The sequence below is a fragment of the Streptomyces sp. NBC_00016 genome (assembly GCF_045040885.1).
Lineage (GTDB): Bacteria > Actinomycetota > Actinomycetes > Streptomycetales > Streptomycetaceae > Streptomyces > Streptomyces coriariae.
The window spans coordinates 9,306,022-9,326,880 of the sequence record NZ_CP108304.1; the positions used below are offsets into that span (position 1 = coordinate 9,306,022).

The window sequence follows — 20,859 nt, forward strand, 5'->3', positions numbered from 1 at the left end:
GGGTGCCTGTCCGGGTGCGGCCTCGGTTCCCGCCACCGCGTGCCCGCCCGGGGCGCGGTGTGTCGTCGGTGCCGGCCGTCCGGGTGCGGGCTCGTCTCCCACGAGGGTGGGTCCGCTCATGACGTCACCTCCAGGACGACCGCCTCCGTGTAGGCCACGCAGCCGTGCCAACCCGCCTTGACCATCAGCCAGTACGAGCCCGGCGGCACCGCCGAACCGTCCACCTCCACCTCGCACACCGCGCTCTCCCCGGCGGGCACCGCGAACCCCTGGCAGCCCGGCCCCACACCGGCCCAGGTGCCCCAGGACGACAGTGCCCACAGGGTTCCGCCCACCGGCCCGCGCGTGGTGTTGCGCACGCGCACCGGCACCCGCACCCGCTCGCCCCGGCGCACCTCGATCCGGTCGACGCCCAGCTCCATCACCAGGCTCGGCCCGGTCCGACCGTCGGGTCCGCCCGGCGGGGCCTCCCCGGGCACGTCCAGGGCGACCACGTCCTCGTAGGTCTGTCCGCCGTACGCCAGTCGTGCGGCGAGCGGGTACCGGCCCGGCACGGGGTCCGCCGGCGGAGTGACGGTGACCTCGGTGAGCGTGAAGCCGCCCGGGCCGAGCGCGTACGGCAGCGCGGCGGGCTCGGCGCTCCAGCCGGGTGGCACATCGAGGGCCACCGTGCCCGACACCGGCGCGTCGGTGAGTTCGGAGGAGACGCGGACCGTCGCGGTGACGGGGCCGGCGGCGGTGAGCGCGGCCGGTGCGAGGTGGACGGCCACGGGCAGGTTGCCCCGGGGCGCCGGCCCGGAGTTGTGCAGCCAGTACCGGGTGTACACCGGCTGGGCGGGTTCCCGCGCGGCGATCCCGGGCCCCTCCGCCCGCGGGCCGGCCGACGGCGAGGCCAGCACGGTGGCCACCTCGAAACCCGTCAGGTCCAGCTCCAACGCGCCGTCCGCGCCGGGGTCCAGGGGCTGACCGGGCCGTTCGAGCACGTCCGCCCGGCTGCCCGCCGTCCAGGGCGAGGGACCCGCCAGCCGCGCCCGCACCGGCCGTCCGTCCACCTCGTGCGCCCGCACGACGATCCCGCGCCCGGGGTCCGGCGGTGCGGTGCCGCCCCGGGCCAGCGGGGAGCCGGCCGGCTTCAGCGCGTCCAGCAGCACCCGGCCCTCGGGACGGAGCGTCAGCAGGGTCGCGTTCCTCGGCAGGTCGGCCGGCGTCTCGCGGGGCTCGCGCAGTCGCGCGGTGAGCGGATGGTTGAAGGCATGCCCGGCGCGCGGCCAGCCCAGCTCGCGCCAGTCGCCCTCGCCCGCGACGACGGCGTACTCGAAGGTGTGCGACCAGCGCTGGAGCTGGAAGGCGGAGCCGTCCGGCGCGGTACGCCGGGGCGGGTCGACCCAGATACCGGAGGGCCAGCCCGTGCACGAGCGCATGAGGGACATGTAGAGGTCGCCGGCGGAGGTGACCACACAGCCCGGCGTGCCCCGGTTGAGGACCGCGAAGCCCCGGCCGTCCCACGCGTCGCCCGGCGGCAGCGCCTCCCCGCCGCCGGCCGCGGTGGCCCGTACGGTCGCGTCGTCCAGGTCGGCGACCAGCGCGTCGACGGCCTTCACGTCGTCCTCGGGGCCGACGCCTGCCACCACCAGCAGCGGCAGCCGTTCCAGGTCGCGCAGGTCGGCGCCGGGCACCCACTCCTCGCGCAGCGAGGCGCGGGGCGCCACCCACACGACGGCCAGTCCCTCCTCGGCGAGTTGGCGGCGCACCTCGCGGGCCGCCGCCGGGTCCCAGCCCAGAGCCTCGGCGACCACGGGATTGCGCTCCGGGCCGCCCACGGCGATCCGGATGTCGGGCAGGTTGGAGTCGACCTCCAGGTCGCCGTAGCGCGGGCCGCCCCCGATCGTCGAGGTGGCCGTGACGCCCACCCGCACCAGGGCCGCGGCGAGGGGGGTGCCCAGCTCGCCGGCGGCGTCCCAGTCGGCGAACACCAGCTCCGCGACGCCGATCGACCGGTGGCCGAGCAGCCGGCCCGCGCCGTCGTGGACGGCGACGCGGGCCGTGGAGCCCAGGCCGAACCAGGAGTTCGCGGGGTTGTCCAGCGTCCAGGGGAACCGCTCGCTGTCGACCTCCACGAACCCGAAGCCGCGCCCGACGACGGCGTCCGCGACCTCGTGCACCGGAAGCCCGCCCCGCACGTCCGAGGGCCAGCGCACCCGGATCAGCCGGTCCGCGCCGTCGTAGCCGTCGACGGTCGTCGTCACGTCCAGCCGGTCCACGCCCGCCCAGAGGGTGAGCCGCTGGGTGTACCGGAACAGCCCGAGGTCGGCCCGGACGGTGATGCGGGAGCCGGCCGGCGAGTGCTCGACATCGATGTCGGCGGTCACGTCACGGCTGCGGGCCGCGGTGGTGCCGGTCGGCGTGAGGTGCCAGGGGCCCTCCCCGAAGCGCGGATGCCGCGGATACTCCTCCTGCACCACCAGTTCGTTGCCGATGTCCCCGGGCCGCAGCAGCTCGCGGCCGCCCTCGGTGAGCGCGCGCAGACTGCTGACGCCTCCGCCGCGCGCGGGGTCGACCGTCACCTCGTAGAACGTGTTGCGGATCGTGGCCCCCTCGCCGGCGGTCCAGCCGGGCGTCCGGCCCTCGGCGAGGGAGAGCGCCTTGAGGCCCATGCCCGGCACCTCGGGTACGACGACCCGCAGCGTGCCGTCCTCGACCACCGAGGGCAGCGGCAGGCCGTCGACGTCCAGCGGGACCAGCCCGGGGTCGGCGACGGTCAGCACGTCGCTGCGTCGCCAGGTCGCGGAGTTGAAGACGACCAGGTCGGACGTGCCGCCGGGCAGCGCGACCACCCTGCGGGCCAGCGCGTCGGTCGCGTCGGTGTGCACCGCCCCGGCGAGGTCGTACAGCTCCCGCCAGCCGGTGAGCAGGTCGATGTAGACCTGGTCCGACTCCGAGCCGGTGATCGCGTCGTGGTGGGCGCCGTAGATCAGCTGTCGCCAGGCCTTGTCCAGGGCCGCGTCCGGGAAGGGGTGCCCGGCGACGAGGGAGGCGAGCGTCGCCCAGGCCTCGGCGTCGGCGAGCAGTGTCTCGCCGTACCGCTGGGCCTGTTTGGTGTCGATGTAGGAGACGTCTTTGCCGGTGTAGACCGGGTTCATGTCCCGGGTCTGCGGGGACGCCGTCCGCCCCTCCCGCTCCAACTCCGCCCGGACGGCGGCGAAGAAGTCCCGGGGCACGCCGCTGACGAACCGGGGCCAGACGTACCGGGCGTTCCAGTCGCGGTGGATGCCCATCACCCAGCGGCACGGCGGGGCGTAGTCGCCGCCGACGGGCAGCAGGACGTTGCGCGTGAGCGCGACCGTCTTCAGACCCCGGAAGAGCTTGAGCGCGGCGGCCTCCGCCTCGGGCAGCGTGGGCGCGTTGTCGATGACCCAGCCGGCGCCGTAGTGGTTGACCATGTAGGCGGTCAGCAGCCCGCGTCCGGAGGGGGCGATCCAGCTGAACTCGGCCGGGAACTGCATGCGTTGGGGGTCGCGGGGCTCCTCGCCGAACACCGAGAGGGCCGGCCCCCACTGGTGGAACGGGCCGCGCGCCCAGGAACTGGAGGTGACGCCCGCGTCCGCCATCAGCCCCGGGAACTGCGGGTCGTGCCCGAAGGCGTCCAGCTGCCAGGCGGTCTCCGGCGCCGCCCCGATGATCCCGCGCTGGAAGCCGTCCCCGTACAGCGCGTTGCGTACGGTCGCCTCCGCGCCGGTGAGGTTGGTGTTGGGCTCGTTGTAGGTGCCGCCCATGATCTCGACCCGGCCGGTGCGGATCAGCTGGCGCAGGAAGGCCCGCTCCTCGGGGAAGGCGTCCCAGTAGGGCTTGAGGTAGTCGACCTCCGCGAGCACGAAGGTGTAGGCCGGGTCGCGCCGGGCCAGGTCGCAGTGGGCCCGCACCAGGCTCATGCCGGACTGGCCGCGCGAGTCGAAGGTCCGGGCGGGCAGTCCGGTGGCGGCCGGGTCGTCGGCGACGTCCCAGGTCTCGGTGTAGGCGGCCTGGGTGTTCCACCAGACGGGGTCGTAGTGGAAGTGGCTGACCATGAACATCGTCCAGCCGGGCTCGGCGGCGGTGAACCGGGCGGTGTGCCGGGCCGTCCGGGATCCGTCGGTGGCGGTGACCGTGATCTCGCGGTGGTCGCCGGGGGCGAGGCCGTCGACGACCACGGGTATCTCGGCGCGTACGGTGCCGTCCTCGCCGACGGTGACAGCGCTCTGGCCGACACTGCGGACGCCCGGGCCCGCCACGCTCAGCCGGACCGACCGGCCGGGGTCGTGCCCGATGTCGACGGCGACCACCTGGTGCGGCTCGTCCTCCGTGCCGGTGAAGAGCTCGGTCGACTCGACGGAGATGACACGCATGGGGCTCCTAGGAGTGCGCGGGGGAGCCCCATCCTGGCACCGCTGGGTGGTTCAATCAACCATCTCTTGTCATTTTGGTTGGCTCATCCATGCATGACAGGTGGCTCAGCGGGTTCGCCGGGCCTTCACCGCGTGCGCCCCGGCGATGTGGTCGGTCAGCGCGAGGGAGGCGCTCGCCCGCTGATAGGAGAGCTGGCCGACCCGTACGTAGAGACAGTCGATGAGCATGAGCACCGAGTGACGCGCCCCGATGCTGCCGGTGCGGAAGCTGGTCTCCGAGGAGGAGGAGATCAGCCGCACGTCGGCGGCGCGGGCCAGTGGTGAACGTGAGTCGGCGGTGAGGGCGACGGTCGTGGCGCCGCGCTCCTTGGCCAGCTCGAACGGCTCGATCGTCTCCCGGGTCGCCCCGGAGTGGGAGATGCCGATCGCCACGTCCGCCGGGGTCAGCAGGGCGGCCGAGGTGGTGGCCGCGTGCACCTCGGTCCAGCCGCGCACCGCGCAGCCGATCCGGAACAGCCGGGTCTCGGTCTCCTGGGCGACCGCGCCGCTGCCGCCTACGCCGTAGACGTCGATGCGCCGGGCGCGGGCCACGGCCTGGGCCGCGCGCTCGATCGCGTCCAGGTCGATCCGGTCGATGGTCTGCTGGACGGCCCGCAGGTCGGCGGTGCCGACGACCTGGACGACCCGCTCCAGGCTGTCGTCGGGGGAGATGTCCGGACCGATCTCGGCGCTGCCCCAGTCGGAGGATTCGCCGCGGCCGCGCTCCTGGGCCAGTTCGATCAGCAGGTGCTGGTAGGAGTCGAGGCCGACGGCCCGGCAGAACCGGGTGACGGTGGCCTGGGAGGTGCCGGTGCGACGCCCCAGCTCGGCGGCCGAGCAGTGGGTGACGGCGGCCGGATCCTCCAGGATCAGCTCGCCGACCTTCCGCAGGGAGCCGGCCAGCCGGGGCAACTCGGTGCGGATCAGGGTGGTGACATCGGTCGAGGGCATGCAGAGAAGGTACCAGCCACCCGTTCACGCGAGCTTTGAATACCAGGACCCAGGGCGCTCTGCGCGCCGTGTCCGAGGACGCTTCGAGCGCCGGGTCGAGGGACACCGGCACCCGGCGGACCCGGCCGGGCCCGTTGCCCGCTGCACTCATCCTATGATTTATTGATTCATCGATAGCCGTGTGTGGGGTGGTTCAATCCACCAGTGGGGAGTGTGACGTGACCGTCGAGTCCGTGAGTGCCGAGACCTTCGCGCGCGAGAGCCTGGCCGTCCTGCAGCGCCTCACCGAGTCGGCGCGCGACGACGTGAGCGCGGCCGCCGCGCTGATCGCCGACTGCGTCCGCGAGGACGGCGTGATCCAGGCCTTCGGCACCGGCCACTCCCAGGCCCTCGTCCTGGAACTCGCAGGCCGGGCCGGCGGACTGGTACCCACCAACCGGCTCCAGATGGCCGACCTCGTCCTTCACGGCGGCGACCGCCCCGGCGTCCTCGACGACCCGCTTCTCGAACGGCAGCCCGGCATCGCGCTGCGCCTCTACGAACTCGCCGCGCCCCGCCCCCAGGACCTCTTCGTCGTCATCTCCAACTCCGGGGTCAACGGCGTCGTGGTCGAGATGGCCCTGCACGCCAAGGAGCGCGGGCACCGGCTCCTCGCCATCACCTCCCTCGCCCACACCGCGGCCGTGCCGGCCGTCCACCCCAGCGGCAGGAAGCTCGCCGACCTCGCCGACGTCGCCCTCGACAACGCGGCCCCGCCCGGCGACGCCCTCCTCCCGCTGCCCGGCGGCGGCGCGGTCTGCGCCCTGTCCACGCTCACCGGGGCCCTGTTGGTGCAGATGACGGTCGCCGAGGCCGCCGCCCAACTCCTCGCCTCCGGCGACCGCCCCCCGGTCTACGTCTCCGCCAACGTGCCCGGCGGCTTCGAGGGCAACCTGGAGCTGGAGCGGCGGTACGCCGGACGGATCCGGCGCACCGCGAGCTAAACGCTCCGCCGGTGCGGCCCGGGGCCAGGGCCCCGCACGAACGGCGGGGCCCGATGGGGGTGTGTGTGGCGGGAGCGCTCGTGCGGCTGAACTCATGCGTTCGCGAGCCGCGCTCGGTCGAACCACTCCCTGGTCGCCGTACCGCTGGAGAGGGCCACCAGCAGCGCACCCGCGGCGGCGCCGGCGCTCCAGGCGAAGTGCTGGGTCAGGGCGGCGGCCAGACTCCCCAGGGCGATCAGCCAGCCGACGACGACCGCACCCCTGCGCACCGCGCCACCACCCTCGGCGAACCTCGCCGAGATGACCAGCGACGTCACGGCGAGCGTCGCGCACCCCGCCGCCGCGAGCAGCAGCATCCCGACGACCAGCCCGCCCAGCGCGCCGGACTCGAAGACGGCCGCGGCCGCCGTCAGTCGTACCGAGCCGGCGACGCCCGACAGGCCCAGGGCGACGAGCAGCGCGCGGGCATATCTGGCCGTAACAGGCATTCGCGTCATAGGGGTTCCTCGTGCCGTGCGGACTTCGGTCGCCGGGGGCGTGGGACACGGCGGGCCGGCCGGGCCACCGTAGTCGGCGCGGCCACCAGGCCGGAACCCCTGCGACGAGGGCGAGGACGAGCCCTCGCGCACCCCCGAGAACGCGCCACCGCGGCCGACGTCCCGGGCGCGATGTGACGGGTCCCATTGCACTCATGGCCCCGAACCGGTGACCCTCTCCTCGCACGAATTTCCGAGGAACTGTTATCCGTTGCTTCCGCAGAGATCCCCCATATGACGGACAGCATCGTTCGGCGTCGAGGACAGGGAAGTCTCAATGAGTACACGGCACACGGTGGAGGCGGTGGCGCTGGTCACCGCCGCCCGGGCGGGCGATCAGGCGGCCCAGGACGCGCTCGTCGGCGCATACCTGCCGCTCGTCTACAACATCGTGGGCCGGGCGTTGAACGGTTCGGTGGACGTCGACGACGTCGTGCAGGACACCATGTTGCGTGCCCTCGACTCGCTGGGCTCGCTGCGGGATCCCGCGAGCTTCCGCTCCTGGCTGGTGGCCATCTCGATGAACCAGGTCCGTGCGCACTGGAACCGGCAGCAGCCCGTCCAGGGCGCCATGGAGGAGGCCGACGACGTCGCCGATCCGGGGGCCGACTTCGTCGATCTGACCATCGTGCAACTCCAGCTGTCCGGCCAGCGGCAGGAGACCGCGCGGGCGACGCGCTGGCTGGAGCCCGACGACCGGGGACTGCTGTCCCTGTGGTGGCTGGAGTGCGCCGGTGAACTGACCCGGGCCGAGATCGCCGCGGCCCTGGACCTGACGCCGGAACACACGGCGGTCCGCGTACAGCGGATGAAGGCACAGCTGGAGGCGGCCCGGGTCGTCGTGCGGGCGCTGGACTCGCGGCCGCAGTGCCCGGAACTGCGCGGCGCGCTCGCGGGCTGGGACGGCCGGCCCTCGGCGTTGTGGCGCAAGCGCACCGCCCGGCACGCACGCGGCTGCGCACACTGCTCGGGCCTGTGGAGCGGGCTGATGCCCGCCGAGGGTCTGCTGGCCGGGCTGGCGCTGGTCGCGGCGTCGTCCGCGCTGCTGGCGAGGACGAACTCCGCCACCGACACCATCGCCGTGGTCGGTTCGGCGTCCCCGGTCGCCGCGGGCGAGGAACCGGGCGGATCGCTCCCGCCGGTGAACCGCCGTGCCACGAAGGACCGGACCACCTCCCGCACCGACGCCCGTCGCAGGCGGCGTACCCGTCGGCGGGCGGTCGGCGGCGCGGTCGTGGCCGCCTGCGTGGCGGGCGGCGGCCTCTACTACTTCGGCACGCAGCCGGACGGCGGGACGGGGGAGAGCACCGCCGTACAGCCCGCTGACGACGTACTCGCCCCGGACCGCCCCACGCCGGACAGCGCCCGCAGCGGCTCGCCGTCGCCGTCCCCGTCCCCGACGGCCTCCGCGTCGAAGTCGCCGAGTGCGAGCGCCTCGCCGTCCCCGAGCCCCAGCCGGACCGTGGTCGCGGCGGCCCCGGCGAAGTCGCCCGAGCCGAAGCGGACCGCTTCCCGGACGCCGACCGTGCAGGCGGGTTCGTCCGATCTCGCGACCCAGGTGATCGCCCTGGTCAACGAGGAGCGGGCGACGGCCGGCTGCGGCCCCCTCACGGACGACAGCCTGCTGCGTGACGCCGCACAGGGCCACTCCGACGACATGGCCGCCCGTGACTTCTTCGACCACACCAACCCTGACGGCGCCGACCCCGGCCAGCGCATCACGGCCGCCGGGTACCGCTGGTCCACCTACGGCGAGAACATAGCCAAGGGGCAGCAGACGGCCTCGTCGGTGATGACGTCCTGGATGAACAGCGAAGGGCACCGGGCCAACATCCTGAACTGCGCCTTCAAGAACATCGGCGTGGGAATCCACGACGGCGCCGGCGGCCCGTGGTGGACACAGAACTTCGGCGCCAAACTCTGACCCACCGCCGCGACCGACGCATCAGGCCAGGTGGCCCCCCGGATCCCGCAGACGGCCGGCGTTCGCCGCGTCGGCCAGCATGTGTCGCACGGCGGGCGCGGGCATCCGGACGACCACCGGCTCCGGCAGCGTGACCTCCTGTACGGCCGTCCCGCGGCGACCCGAACGCACCCGGTCGCTCACCTCCGCCACCGCCCGCACGTCCAGCGTGAACTGCACCAGCACCGACTCGGCCTTGGGCTTGTGCAGCGGTATCGAACCGGCGGCGTTGGCGGCGGTCGCGGTGGCACTGCCGGAGCCGTCCACGGTGCCGAGGAGCTGGTTCATCCGGAACTCGTCCGCGTTCAGCACCCCCGCGCCCAGCAGGCCGCGCGCCGATCGGCCGTGCTCGTCGGCCTGCTGGCCGTCCGTACCCGCCGGACGCGGCGCGTCCAGCCCGCTCTGCGCGACCGTCTCGAAAGTCATCTTGTCGCCGACGCCCAGCACCCGGCCGCCGCGCAGCCGGGCGTGCAGCGAGGCGCGCAGGTCCTGGCCCGACGCGCCGGTCGCGTGCACCGGCGGAAGGTCGACGCCCGCGGCGGTCAGCAGCGGCAGCGCCGCGATCAGCCACTCCGTGGAAACGGCCTCGCGCAGCAGGTGAGAGGCCGCCTCGCCGCCGGTGCGGAACCGCGCGCCGCCCCCGGCCCGCCGGACCGCGTCGTCGACCGCCTGCTGCACCCTGGGCGTGCCCCGGAACCCGTTTACCTGGGCCTCCATCGGCAGCCGGACCCCGGAGTCACGCCAGGGACCGAGCCGGTCGGCACCGGCGTCCGCCGCGTCCACCGCGTGCACACCGACCTGCTGGGGCGGTACCGGGGCCAGTTGCGACAGCGCACGCAGATCCGCGGCGAGCACCCGGTGGGTCAGGCTCAGGCCCTTCAACGGCGCGAGGGCCACCCGGCGGTTGCCGGAGAACACCTCCAGAGTCGCCTCGATCGGCACGTTCATCCGGGCCGACGGGGCGGACGCCGCCTCCGCGACGGTCTTCACGCCCAGCTGGGCCCGCCCGACACCCACGGAGCGGCGCGAGTCGCTCGTGCCGAGACCCAGTCCCGCGGCGGCGCCGACGCTCTTCAACTGGCCCGCGCCCCCGTCGGGCTTCCCCGAACCGGCCAGGACCGCCTCGACGCCCCGGCTGTCGCTCTCGTCGTGTGCACCGGCCCGCTGGGCGGCGGCGGAGGTGATGTACTCCATGTCCCGGCCGTCGGACGCGGTCTCCACATAGCTGCCGCGCCCGGTCCTGCGGATGCGGAACAGCGCCCGGTAGGGCCGTTTGCGTCCGTCGAGCAGCTCGACGCCCACCCCGCCGTCCATCGCGCTCGACAACAGGCCCGCCGAGCCGTCCCGGTCGAGGACCCGCAGCAGCCGCTGCACATTGTCGTTGCGGTCCGTCAGACGGGTACGCGGCAGGAGTTCGTCCGCGAGGGAGGCGCCGAGGCGGCCCCGGATCCCCTCCAGCAGCGGCACGAAGTCGGGCAGATCCTCGATCATGCCGAAGCCGAGCGGGAGCGACTCGGCCAGGGCGGGCACGGGGGACGGGGGAACCAGGGGCGCGCTCTTCGGGGCACCGACGGAGGCCGACGTGCCCGCTGCCGAGGTCTCCGCCTCCTGACCGGCCCGTACCGTCCCGGCGGGCCGCGCGGACCGGCCGGATCTCCCGGTTTCCCCAGCTTTCCCGGTTTCCCCAGTTCTCCCGGTTGTCCCGGACCGACCGGACGTCCCGGCCGACGTCGTGCCCGAACCGGAGGCCGTGTCCTCGCGCCCCTGTTCGCCCGGTACCTTCAGTCCCGCCGCCCGCAGCTGACGCTCGGTCAGCCACACCGCGACCGCCCCCGGCACCGTACGGCCACCGCGTGCCACGTACGGACCCCCGCCCGTCACCGCGACCTCGGCGACCATGCGCACCACCAGATCGCACTGCACCAGATAGAGCGGGCTCTTGCGGGAGGTGTGCGCGTTGCGTTCGACGGTGCCGACCAGCGTGGACGCCGTCGTGTCGCCGCTGCCCAGGCTGCGGCCGGCCGCCACCCCCTCGGCGAGTCGCCACTCGGCGCCGTTCTCCGCGCCCGTCAGGCCGCCCTGTACCGAGACGTGGTGACTCGTGCCCTCCTGCCCGGTGACCTGATGCCCGCCCAGCACGAAGGTCTCGGTGCCCGCCCCCGTGCCCTGGTGGACGACCCGCCCACCGGTCAGCGCGAACCGGGTGCCGACCGCGCCGGTGAGCCCGGCCAGCCGCCGCGCATGCCGCAGGTTCTGCACCACCCAGCCCGCCGAGACGGCCTGCCGCAGCGCCGCCGTCACCGCCTGCGGGCTGAACCGGTCCTCGATCGCGAGCCGCGGCGCGAGCCCCTCCGTCTCCAGCGCCCGGTCCTCGCGCGCCTCCTTGTTGCGGGCGGCCGCCCGCGCCAGCAGCTCGAAGGCCAGGTCCCGCACCGGCTGCCCGTCGCCCACGGTCTCCACCAGCGTCCAGTCCCGCACGCCCCGCCTGCCGCCCAGCTGGCGCGACGCCAGACCGGCCAGGTCACCGATGCCCGCCGCCGCGAACTCCGTCCGCGTATCACGGTGGCCCGCCCCGCGGGCGGCGGTCGCCTCGTCCAGCTGCCGCTTGGCATCGCCGTCCAGGGTGAACGCGGTCGGGGTGAGCAGCCGCACGTCCTGCGCGTCGAGGGGCAGCGTCCCGACCCGCTCGGCGGCGGGCGCGTCCCGGCCCGGCACGCCGGGGGTGAGCGCGCGGGCCGCCTTGCGCTGCCGGGAGGTCATGGTGACGTCGACGTTCAGGCTCAACGCCCCGCCGAACACGCTCGCGTCCTCGGAACCGTTGGTGAGGACATCGGTTCGCAGGGTCGGCCCGGCCATGCCGCGCCGGGTCGTCGTACGCCCCTTCTCGGCACGCGCCGACAGGGTCAGGGCGCCGGGGATCAGCCGGAACTGGCCGAGCGCCATCCCGCCGACCGTGCGTGAACTCGCCCGCCCGCTCTGGAGGTTGCTCGTGACGCCCGCGTGGCTGCGGACGAGCCAGTCCGCGGTCTCACCGAGGTGACCGGTCTCCCGCAGTGAACCGGTGACCTTCAGCTGCACGTCGTGCGCGTGGAAGCGGGACTTGCGGCGCAACCGCACCCGGACGCCGGTGGACAGCAACTGGTCCTTGTTGACCCGCAGGTTGGTCTCCGACAGGACGGTCACCAGCTCGCGGTAGTTGCGCCGCTGGACCTCGGCCTCCTCAGGGCTGAGATCACGCGGCTGCTCCTCCTCGCCGAAGGCGGGAAGATACCCGGCGAGCCGCGCATCGGTGGCGAACAGCCGCGTCACGGCCCGCATCATCGGCGCGGTGTCCAGCCGGCTGATCGCCACGCTGGAGCCCATCGCGCCGAACGGCAGGTGCCGCGCGTCGTGCTCGGCGGCGCCGTCCTCGCCCGCCCGCTCGCCGTTCTCCGCCAGGTCCTGCTCGGTCGCGCTGGCCTTCCCCTTGCCCTTGACATCCTTCCCGGCACGCTCCGGACGCTTGACGAACTCGCCCGCCGTCACCCCCTCGGGCAGCGGCAGTCCCAGCTCCTGGGCCTCGTCGGCCCGCAGCGAGACCCACACCCGCATCGTGTGGTGCGCGGTACGGCCGCCGCCCCGTGCCCTGGTCAGGGGCGAGGTCGGACCGGTGCCCTCGACGGTGAACAGCACGGTGCCCAGATAGAGCACCTTCTCGCCGCGGACCTCCGCGCCCTGCCGGCTGGACACGGTCTGCTCGGCCACGCTGAACCGCGCCTTGCGCGCCCCGGCGACGGGCATGACGGTGCCGCGGACGGCGGCCGCGTTGCCGAGGACACCGAACCCCGCCGCCGGACCGGCGCCGAAGGCACCGCCCCGGCCCTTGCCCGCGGTGTCCGTCACCGCGTGCTGCGCCTGCTGGTGGGTGCGCAACTGCGTCTTGCCGGTGCTCCATCCGGGGGCCAGCTCGGTGAACGCGGCCCGCATCCGGTAGGTGCCGGTGGTGCTGCCGTCCCTGCTGGTCAGATCCTCGCCGACGACCCCGTCACGCAGCAGCCGGGGCAGGTCCTCCAGCACGGTGGCGGTGGCGGTGGCCTCGTACAGCCGGGCCCGGCCGGGAGCACCGGGCCAGGTCAGGGACGGATGCAGCGCGGAGGCGACGGCGTCGAAGAGCCCCCCGCCGCCCTGGTGCGGCGCGGCACGGTCCGAGACGGCGACCGGGGCCATGGAATCGGCCAGCGACACGGCCCGGGCGGTCTCGGGCGCCACGGGACGCGGCCGGGGTACGGGCCCGGCGGCCGTCGGGACCAGATGCTCCACCGGCACCCGCATGGTCAGGGCGCCGGACCCGGCGGCGTTGCGGGCCGAGCGTTCGCCGTCCTTCATGATCCGCACGTGGTAGCGGACCCGGCGCGGTACCTCGACCGATCCCTTGTCACTGCGCAGCACCCGCGGCTCCGCCATGTTCCGCTGGGTGCGGGAGTCCCGGGACGACTGGAAGGGCTGGGCGTTGACGGTGGCCGCCCCGCCGACCCAGACGCCGGGTGCGACCGGGGCCAGTCCGAACCCGGTGAACGCCACCCCCTTCGACGCGGATCCGCTCGTACTCTGAGCCACGGTGGCGGCCGTGTTGTGCTGCACGTCGACCTTGGTGGCCGCGCCCTCGCTGTCCGGACCCGCGGCGGAGAAGACGCCGGGGCGGTCGTCGTCGGCGGGCGAGAGGCTCACCGTGACGTCGTAACGGTCCGTACCCCGCACCCCGGTGACGGCGAAGGCCCGGCCGCGCCCGAAGAAGGACTCGGGCCGCCCGGCGAGCTCCGCGGCGATCTCGGCGACCACCCCGTCGCGCCGCCCGACGGCATCGGCCAGCGTGGTGGTGACGAACTCGTGGCCGGTGAGCCCGTACGCCGTGGACAGTCCCGCCGCCTCCATGTCCCGCAGATACGGGGGGAGTTCGAGGGCGTCGTTCTCGACCTCCTCGATGGCGGGCGGCACCTGCGGGGGCCTGCGACGGGCGGTGGACGGGCCGGCCGCGTTCAGCGCGGCGACGGTCGCCGCGTTGCCCGCGCTCTGCTGAAGCCCCAGGAGAGGGTTCGCGCCACTGCTCCGACCGGCCGCGTGGGGCGCCCGGGTCGCCCGCGGGAACCGTTCGAGGGCACTGCCGTGACGGTCGTCGCCCGTCTGCCGCTGTTGTCGCACGCGCGTCAGCGTAGGGACGCTCCGACGGCTGGTCAGGCAGCACGTCAAGTGTTCAACTGCCGTACGCCAGAAGGTCGTCGGACCCCTGCGCGGGACGGGGACGACCGGCCCCCGGGCAGGGGTCCCCGCGATGTCCGCGCGACCCGGGTGGGGCTCCGCACGCCGGACGCACGCCGGACACGCGCCGGACGTACACCGTGCGTACGCGGAAGCACGGAACCCCCGGGTCCTCCTTCGCGGTCAGTAGGTGTGGAGGGTGAGCCCGTAGCGGTTGAGGATCTCGTTCACCGGCTGGAACCACGTCTCACCGCCGCCGGAGCAGTTGCCCCAGCCGCCGGAGGTGACGCCCTGTGCCTGGTCGCCGCTGATGAACGAGCCGCCGGAGTCGCCGCCTTCGGCACAGACGCTCGTCTTCGTCATCTGGTGCACCGCGCCCTGGCTGTAGTTGACGGTCTCGTTCTTCGCCAGCACCGCGCCACAGTGCCAGTGCGTGGTCGACCCGGACCGGCAGACGGAGGCACCCACCGGCGCCTCGGCCGAGCCGCGCACCAACTGGTCGGAGACCGTGCCCCAGCCGAGCACGACCGGCACCGTCCACCAGCCGCTGCCCACGTTGACCCAGGCGTAGTCGTTGTCGGGGAACGAGGAGCCCTGGAAGTTGCCGATGTACGAGCCGTCCCAGCCCCGGACACCCGCACCGGCCTGGCCGCAGTGACCGGCCGTGACGAACCCGCCGTGGACCGAGAAGCCGATCGAGCAGCGGACGTTGCCCGTGTAGTAGGGGTCGCCGCCGACAGTGCCCGCCGCGAAGGTGCGCGGGGCCGCGGCGACCGTCTCGACGGTCACGGGACCGGCGGCACGGGCCTGCGTCAGGAACCGCTGGACATCGTTGTCGGAGGTCTTGCCCCGGACGACCGTGACCACCACGGTGTTCGCCGCCGGGTCGACGTGCCAGCCACCCACGGCCGAGGGGGCGGAGAGCCGGTCGATGCGCGACTTCGCGGCGTCCAGCATCCGTGCGCTGTGCTCGACGACCCGGACCCCGGCTCCCTGGGCACGGATCGCCGCGCGCGTGGCCTGCGAACTCTTTGAGGTGACGGCCACGGTGAGGCGGCCGTCGGCGGCGTCGAACCAGGACCCGGCGTACGCCGACCCCGCAGTGCGGCGCGCCCTCGGCTCGAGCGCGGTGGCGTCGCGCTCGGCCTCGAGCCGGGCCACCGCCTGCTCCTTCGTGAGCCCGAACTCCTTCCGCATGCCGTCGAGCAGTGCGGCGGAGGCGGGGGCGGCGTCGGCGGCCGACGGGGAGGAGGAGGCCGTGGCACCGCCCCCGCTCGCCGCCGCGGGCAGCGTGCCCGCGCCACCGAGCCCGGCCAGGGTGAGGAGCGCGGCCAGGCAGACGTGCTTGAACCTTGTGCGTCTCATGGGAGTTGCCCTTCGTCGTTCCAGGAAGTGGGGTGGAACAGCGGATGGGTGAGAGCGCTCTCAGATGTGGCGCGGCAGAGCCTAGCCGGGTCCGGTTGTCAGGTCTAGGCCAATGCGAGCCCTGTTTCCGCCCCGCCTCCGGCCGAAGAGCGGTCCGCTCAGGGCCCGTGGGACCTCGGCGGGGTCTCGGTGGGCCGATGGAGTGGTGGGAGCCGTGTCCGGCTGGGACGGGCGGGTGCGGGGCGTGCGGACGCGGTTGAATCCCACCGGCCTGAGAGTCATGGGCTTTCAGAGTCAAGGGCCTCAGAGTCAAGGGCTGCAGAGTCAAGAGGAGGACAACCGCTATGACCGGCGAGGACATCCTCCTGGGTATCGCCCTGACCGTCGCCCTCGCCACGGGCTCGCAGATCCTGGCGAACAAGCTGCGTGTCCCCGCGCTGATCGTCCTACTGCCGGTCGGCTTCACGGCCGGCGCCCTGACCGACGTCATTCACCCCGGCCAGCTCGTCGGCCCCGACTTCCCCGCGCTGGTCTCGCTGTCCGTCGCCGTGATCCTCTACGACGCCGGTCTCGGACTGAACCTGCGCAACCTCACCGGCCGTACCCGTGGCACCGTCGTGCGGCTGCTGATCATCGGCATCCTGGTCACCTTCTTCGCCGTCGCGGGCATCGGGCCGGCCCTGTTCGACATCCCACTGCGGGTGGCGGCGATGATCGGCGTGATCCTCGTGGTGTCCGGCCCCACCGTCGTCGGCCCCCTGCTCGAATACGTCAGGCCGACGGACAAGCTGCGGCGCATCCTGATCTGGGAAGGAACACTGACCGACCCGATCGGCGGCATTCTCGGCGCCATCGTCTTCCACGCGGTCGCGACCAGCCATCAGATCGACATCGGCCGGGGCTACCAGATCGGCCAGTTCCTCCTCAGCATGGGCGTGGGCCTCGCGGGCGGCGCGGTGGCCACCGTCGTCCTGTGGCTGGCCCTGCACAAGCTGAGGCTCGGCGAGACGCTCGGCACCCTCGCCCAGCTGGCGACGGTGATCCTCGTCTCCGCGCTCTGCGACATCGTCCGCGACGACACCGGCCTCATCGCCGCCATCGTCACCGGACTCGCCATCACCAACCTGCCCGGGATGGACATGCCGGCCCGCAGGCCGTTCCTCGAAACGCTCGTCCAGATGATCATCGGTCTGCTGTTCATCTCCATCTCCTCCGCCGTCACCCCCGCGTCCGTGGTGCCCGTGCTCGTCCCCTCCCTGATCCTGATCGCCGTACTCGTCCTCCTCATCCGGCCGCTCGTCGCGTACGCGGCGGCCCGGGGGTCCGATCTCACCGTGGGCGAATGGGGCTTCATCGGGTGGATGGCACCGCGCGGCATCGTCGCCGCGTCGACCGCGTCCGCCTTCTCCGCCACCCTGGTGGCCAAGGGCCTGCCCGGTGCGTCCAAGATCCTTCCGATCACCTTCCTCGTGATCGTGGGGACGGTCCTGCTCTACGCGCTGACCGCCGCGCCCGTGGCCCGGAAACTGGAGGTCGTCCGGTCGGCGCGGACCCGCCCTCTTCTGGTCGGCGGGGCCCCGTGGGTGATCGGCCTGGGGCAGGCCCTGAAGACCGCGGGACTCGACGTGCTGATGTGGGCCGGACTCGACGAGGAACGCGAGCGGATCACCTCGGCCGGGATCGACCTCGCCCAGGGCGAGATGCTGGCGACCGCGACCAACCCCCGAGCCCGCCTGGAGGGCGTGACGGCGGTGTTCCTGCTCACCGACGACGACGATTTCAACGCCCTCGCCTCGGTCGTCATCAAGGACAACGTGCAGGGGCCCGTCTACCGGGTGGGGCCGCCGCGGGACAGCCACGGGGTGGTCGCCCCCTACACCGGCGGCGACATCCTCTTCGGCCGCGCACTCGTCCGCCAGCACCTCGCGGCCCGCTACGAGCGGGGTGCCCGCTTCCAGGTGCAGCCCGGATCCACGCCGGTCCCCCCGGACCACGACATCCTGTTCGTCGTCCGCGCCGACGGCCGGCTGGCTCCGGTCACCGGGACCCAGACCATCACACCGCTGCCGGGCGACACCGCCGTTCTGATGGGTTCCGTATGACCTCCTGGGCCGCCCGCTTCCGACTGCGGCAGTACGTCAAGGCCAGTCTCTGGATCGTCCCGCTGTTCGGGCTCGTGCTCGGCGTCGCGCTGGCCGAGGCGGCAGCCGCCGTGGACGGGGCGTCCTGGCTGCCCACGAGCTGGGACTACTCCGCGTCGACCGCGACCAGTGTCCTCAGCTCCGTGGTCGGATCGATGATCGCGCTGCTCGGGTTCGTCGTCACCATCGGCGTCCTCGTCATCCAGCAGGCCACCGGCACCCTCTCACCGCGGTACATGCGGCTCTGGTACCGCGACCGGTTGCAGAAGGCGGTGCTGGGCACCTTCACCGGCACTTTCGCCTTCGCGTACACGCTGCTGCGGAGCATCGAGACGGACTCGGTGCCCAACCTCGGCGTGACCACGGCCGGGATCGCCGTCTCCGCCAGCCTCCTGCTCCTGCTGATCTACCTCAACCGCTTCACCCACAACCTGCGGCCGGTGGCGATCGCGGACATCGTGGGACGCTCGGGCGAACAGGTCATCCATCACGCGGCGGCACACCTGCGGAGCACCGCCGCGCCCGACAAGGCGCCGCCGACGACCGGCTCGGTGACCCGCATCCGGTCGGAACGCGGCGGTGTCGTCCAGGCGTTGAACGCACCCGGCATGGTCGCGCTCGCGGCCCGGCACGACTGCGTGTTCGTGCTGGTCGCCTCCGTCGGCGACTTCGTGCCGCCCGGCGGCACCGTCGTCGAGGTCCACGGCGCCGCGTCCCCGCCAGACACACAGCGGGTGACGGACCTGCTCGCCCTCGGGGCGGAGCGGACGATCGAGCAGGACCCGGCCTTCGCCCTGCGCATCCTGGTCGACATCGCCATCCGCGCCCTGTCACCCGCCGTCAACGACCCCACCACCGCCGTCCAGGTGCTGAACCACATCGAGGCGTTCCTGCACACCGTCGGCCGCGCCGGACCCCGCAGCCACTACGAGCTCGCCGACGACCGTGGCCGGCTGCGCCTCGTGCTGTCCGGCCGGCCCTGGGAGGACTACCTGGAGCTCGCGGTCACCGAGATCCGCGACTACGGCGCGACCTCCGTCCAGGTCTGCCGACGGCTCCGGGCCCTGCTCGAAGGTCTCCTCGCGAGCCTGCCGGACGAGTGCGGGCCCGCGCTGCACGCCGAACTCCGCCTCCTCGACGAGGCTGTCGAAAGGGAGTTCGCGGACGACCTCCGTCGCACCGAGGCACGGACGGCCGACTCCCAGGGCATCGGGGGACGGCGCACCCGGGACGCTGCCCCCGGTGCTGCACCGCCCGACTAGCCCGGCCCGTAGGGACCTCTTCCCGGCCGGCCGCCGTCCCGTCCCGGCGGGCGGACGGGCGGACCCGGTCACCGCGGCCCGTGGGGCTCGAAGCCCGCCGGCGTGAACCCGCCGACTCCGGCTCAGCCGAGCCGCCGCTGCCGGTCGATGGCCTCGTCCAGGGTCGATGCCGCCATGATGAGGGACAGATGGGTGAACGCCTGCGGGAAGTTGCCGAGTTGCTCGCCACTCGGGCCGATCTCCTCGGCGAACAGGCCGACATGGTTGGCGTAGGTGTGCATCTTCTCGAAGGTGTAGCGCGCCGGCCGGACGCGCCCGGCCCGGGCCATGGCGTCGACGTAGAGGTACGTGCAGAGGCTGAAGGTGCCCTCCGAGCCGCGCAGGCCGTCCGGGGAAGCGGCCGGGTCGTACCGGTACACGAGACTGTCCGAGACGAGCTTGCGCTCCATCGCGTCCAGGGTGGAGAGCCAGCCGGGGCTCTTCGCGGCGAGGAAACCCACGCGCGGGATCAGCAGGAGGGAGGCGTCGAGAACGTCCCCGCCGTAGTGCTGCACCAGGGCCTGCTCGGCCTGGCTCCAGCCCTTGTCCATCACCTGGTCGAGGATGGTGTCGCGGGCGTCGCGCCAGCGCGGGATGTCGGCGGGGCGGCTCAGCTCGGTCGCCATGCGGATGCCCCGGTCGAAGGCGACCCAGCACATCACCCGGCTGAACGTGAAGTCGTTACGGCCTCCGCGGGTCTCCCAGACGCCCTCGTCGGGACGGTCCCAGTTGTCGCACAGCCAGTCCAGCGTCCGGGCCAGCCCCTTCCAGCCGTGGTAACCCAGCTCCACGCCGATGTCCATGCCCTCGGCCATGGCGTAGAGGGACTCGCCGTAGATGTCGAGCTGCAACTGGTCGGCGGCCGCGTTGCCGGCCCGGACCGGCCTCGATCCCCGGTAGCCCTCCCAGTGGTCGAGGGTCTCCTCGGTCAGGTGCGGGTCCCCGTCGACCCGGTACATGATCTGGAGGCGTTCGCCGGGCAGCTCCGCCCGGTCGTGCATCCGGTCGCCCAGCCACTTGGTGAACGCCGACGCCTCCTCGGTGAACCCGAGGTCGAGCAGGGCCCGTACCGAGAGCGATCCGTCCCGCACCCACGAGTACCGGTAGTCCCAGTTGCGCTCACCGCCGACCTGTTCCGGCAGGCCCATGGTGGCGGCGGCGACCGGCGCACCGGTCGGGTGGTAGGTGAGGAGTTTGATCGTGATGGCGGAGCGGTTCACCATCTCGCCCCAACGCCCCCGGTAGTGGGAGGTGCGCAGCCACTTCTGCCAGAAGTCCACCTCGCGCCACAAAGCGGACGTCACGCCGTCGACCGTGGGCGGCGGTGGTGCCTCACCGTCGACCGCGCACGTGGTGAAGACGGCGACGGCCGACTCGTCGCTGCCGAGCGTGACCGCACCCCGCACGTCCTGCCCGTCCCGCGCGAGCGGAAAGCTGGCCTGCAGATGACCGGCGATCCCGGGGCCCCGGAACACCGCCTCCTGGGTCCGCAGATCGAGCTCGTGCTCGGCCCGGCCGTAGTCGAAGCGCGGCCTGCACTCCAGCAGGAACCGCACGGTGCCGCGCACCACGCGAATCACCCGCATCAGGCAGTGGCGGTCGGTGGGGACACGGCTGGTGTTCGCCGGCATCCAGTCGATGACCTCGCCGACGCCCTCCGGCGACATGAACCTCGTGACCAGCACGCCGGTGTCCGGGTAGTAGAGCTGCTTGCACGTCATGTCGGCATGCTCGGGAGCCAGCCGGAAGTGCCCACCACGGTCGTGGTCGAGCAGGGAGGCGAAGACACTGGGCGAGTCGAACCTCGGCGAGCAGAACCAGTTCACCACGCCCTGGGAGGACACCAGGGCGGCGGTCTGCAGGTCGCCGACGAGACCGTGGTCGGCGATCGGGGGATAGCGGTCCATGAGCGTCCAATCCCAAGGGTGCCGTCGCCGTCCACTATCCGGCAGGCCATGCGGAG

The 20,859-nt window shown here is 73.3% G+C and carries 10 protein-coding genes; 4 read left to right on the plus strand and 6 right to left on the minus strand.

Annotation, left to right across the window (positions count from 1 at the left end):
* Positions 1 to 116 precede the first annotated feature (116 nt).
* Both OG933_RS41185 and OG933_RS41190 read right to left on the minus strand, forming a co-directional pair.
* Complete coding sequence (locus tag OG933_RS41185; protein WP_405632279.1) at positions 117 to 4,382, minus strand: NEW3 domain-containing protein; 4,266 nt, start codon at positions 4,380 to 4,382, stop codon at positions 117 to 119.
* A gap of 105 nt (positions 4,383 to 4,487) precedes the next feature.
* Complete coding sequence (locus OG933_RS41190; RefSeq protein WP_362526544.1) at positions 4,488 to 5,372, minus strand: MurR/RpiR family transcriptional regulator; 885 nt, start codon at positions 5,370 to 5,372, stop codon at positions 4,488 to 4,490.
* A gap of 218 nt (positions 5,373 to 5,590) precedes the next feature.
* On the opposite strand from OG933_RS41190, the gene OG933_RS41195 reads away from it, so the two are divergent.
* Positions 5,591 to 6,355, plus strand: coding sequence for a sugar isomerase domain-containing protein (locus OG933_RS41195; protein WP_405632282.1), 765 nt, complete (start codon positions 5,591 to 5,593; stop codon positions 6,353 to 6,355).
* A 92-nt stretch (positions 6,356 to 6,447) separates the two neighbouring features.
* On the opposite strand, the gene OG933_RS41200 is transcribed toward OG933_RS41195, so the two are convergent.
* Positions 6,448 to 6,852 carry a hypothetical protein gene (locus OG933_RS41200; protein WP_405632285.1) on the minus strand — a complete coding sequence of 135 codons (405 nt, stop codon included), beginning with the start codon at positions 6,850 to 6,852 and terminating at the stop codon, positions 6,448 to 6,450.
* 316 nt (positions 6,853 to 7,168) lie between these two features.
* Between OG933_RS41200 and OG933_RS41205 the strand changes: the two genes are divergently transcribed.
* Positions 7,169 to 8,815, plus strand: coding sequence for a sigma-70 family RNA polymerase sigma factor (locus OG933_RS41205; RefSeq protein ID WP_405632287.1), 1,647 nt, complete (start codon positions 7,169 to 7,171; stop codon positions 8,813 to 8,815).
* A 21-nt stretch (positions 8,816 to 8,836) separates the two neighbouring features.
* On the opposite strand, the gene OG933_RS41210 is transcribed toward OG933_RS41205, so the two are convergent.
* Positions 8,837 to 14,032: a hypothetical protein gene (locus OG933_RS41210; RefSeq protein ID WP_405632290.1), complete on the minus strand. Its 5,196-nt coding sequence runs from the start codon at positions 14,030 to 14,032 to the stop codon at positions 8,837 to 8,839.
* Positions 14,033 to 14,272: 240 nt separating this feature from the next.
* Complete coding sequence (locus tag OG933_RS41215; protein ID WP_362526555.1) at positions 14,273 to 15,454, minus strand: S1 family peptidase; 1,182 nt, start codon at positions 15,452 to 15,454, stop codon at positions 14,273 to 14,275.
* Between the two features lie 344 nt (positions 15,455 to 15,798).
* Here OG933_RS41215 and OG933_RS41220 point away from each other — a divergent pair, with 344 nt between their 5' ends.
* On the plus strand, positions 15,799 to 17,556 hold the full coding sequence (locus OG933_RS41220; RefSeq protein WP_362526557.1) for a cation:proton antiporter: 1,758 nt from the start codon (positions 15,799 to 15,801) through the stop codon (positions 17,554 to 17,556).
* On the plus strand, positions 17,553 to 18,857 hold the full coding sequence (locus OG933_RS41225) for a DUF2254 domain-containing protein (protein WP_362526559.1): 1,305 nt from the start codon (positions 17,553 to 17,555) through the stop codon (positions 18,855 to 18,857). Before OG933_RS41220 ends, OG933_RS41225 begins: the two co-directional genes overlap by 4 nt.
* Positions 18,858 to 18,979: 122 nt before the next feature.
* Here OG933_RS41225 and OG933_RS41230 read toward each other — a convergent pair whose 3' ends face one another.
* The gene (locus tag OG933_RS41230) at positions 18,980 to 20,803 is read right to left on the minus strand and encodes a glycoside hydrolase family 15 protein (RefSeq protein WP_362526562.1); all 1,824 of its coding nucleotides are present in this window, start codon (positions 20,801 to 20,803) and stop codon (positions 18,980 to 18,982) included.
* Positions 20,804 to 20,859 lie beyond the last annotated feature (56 nt).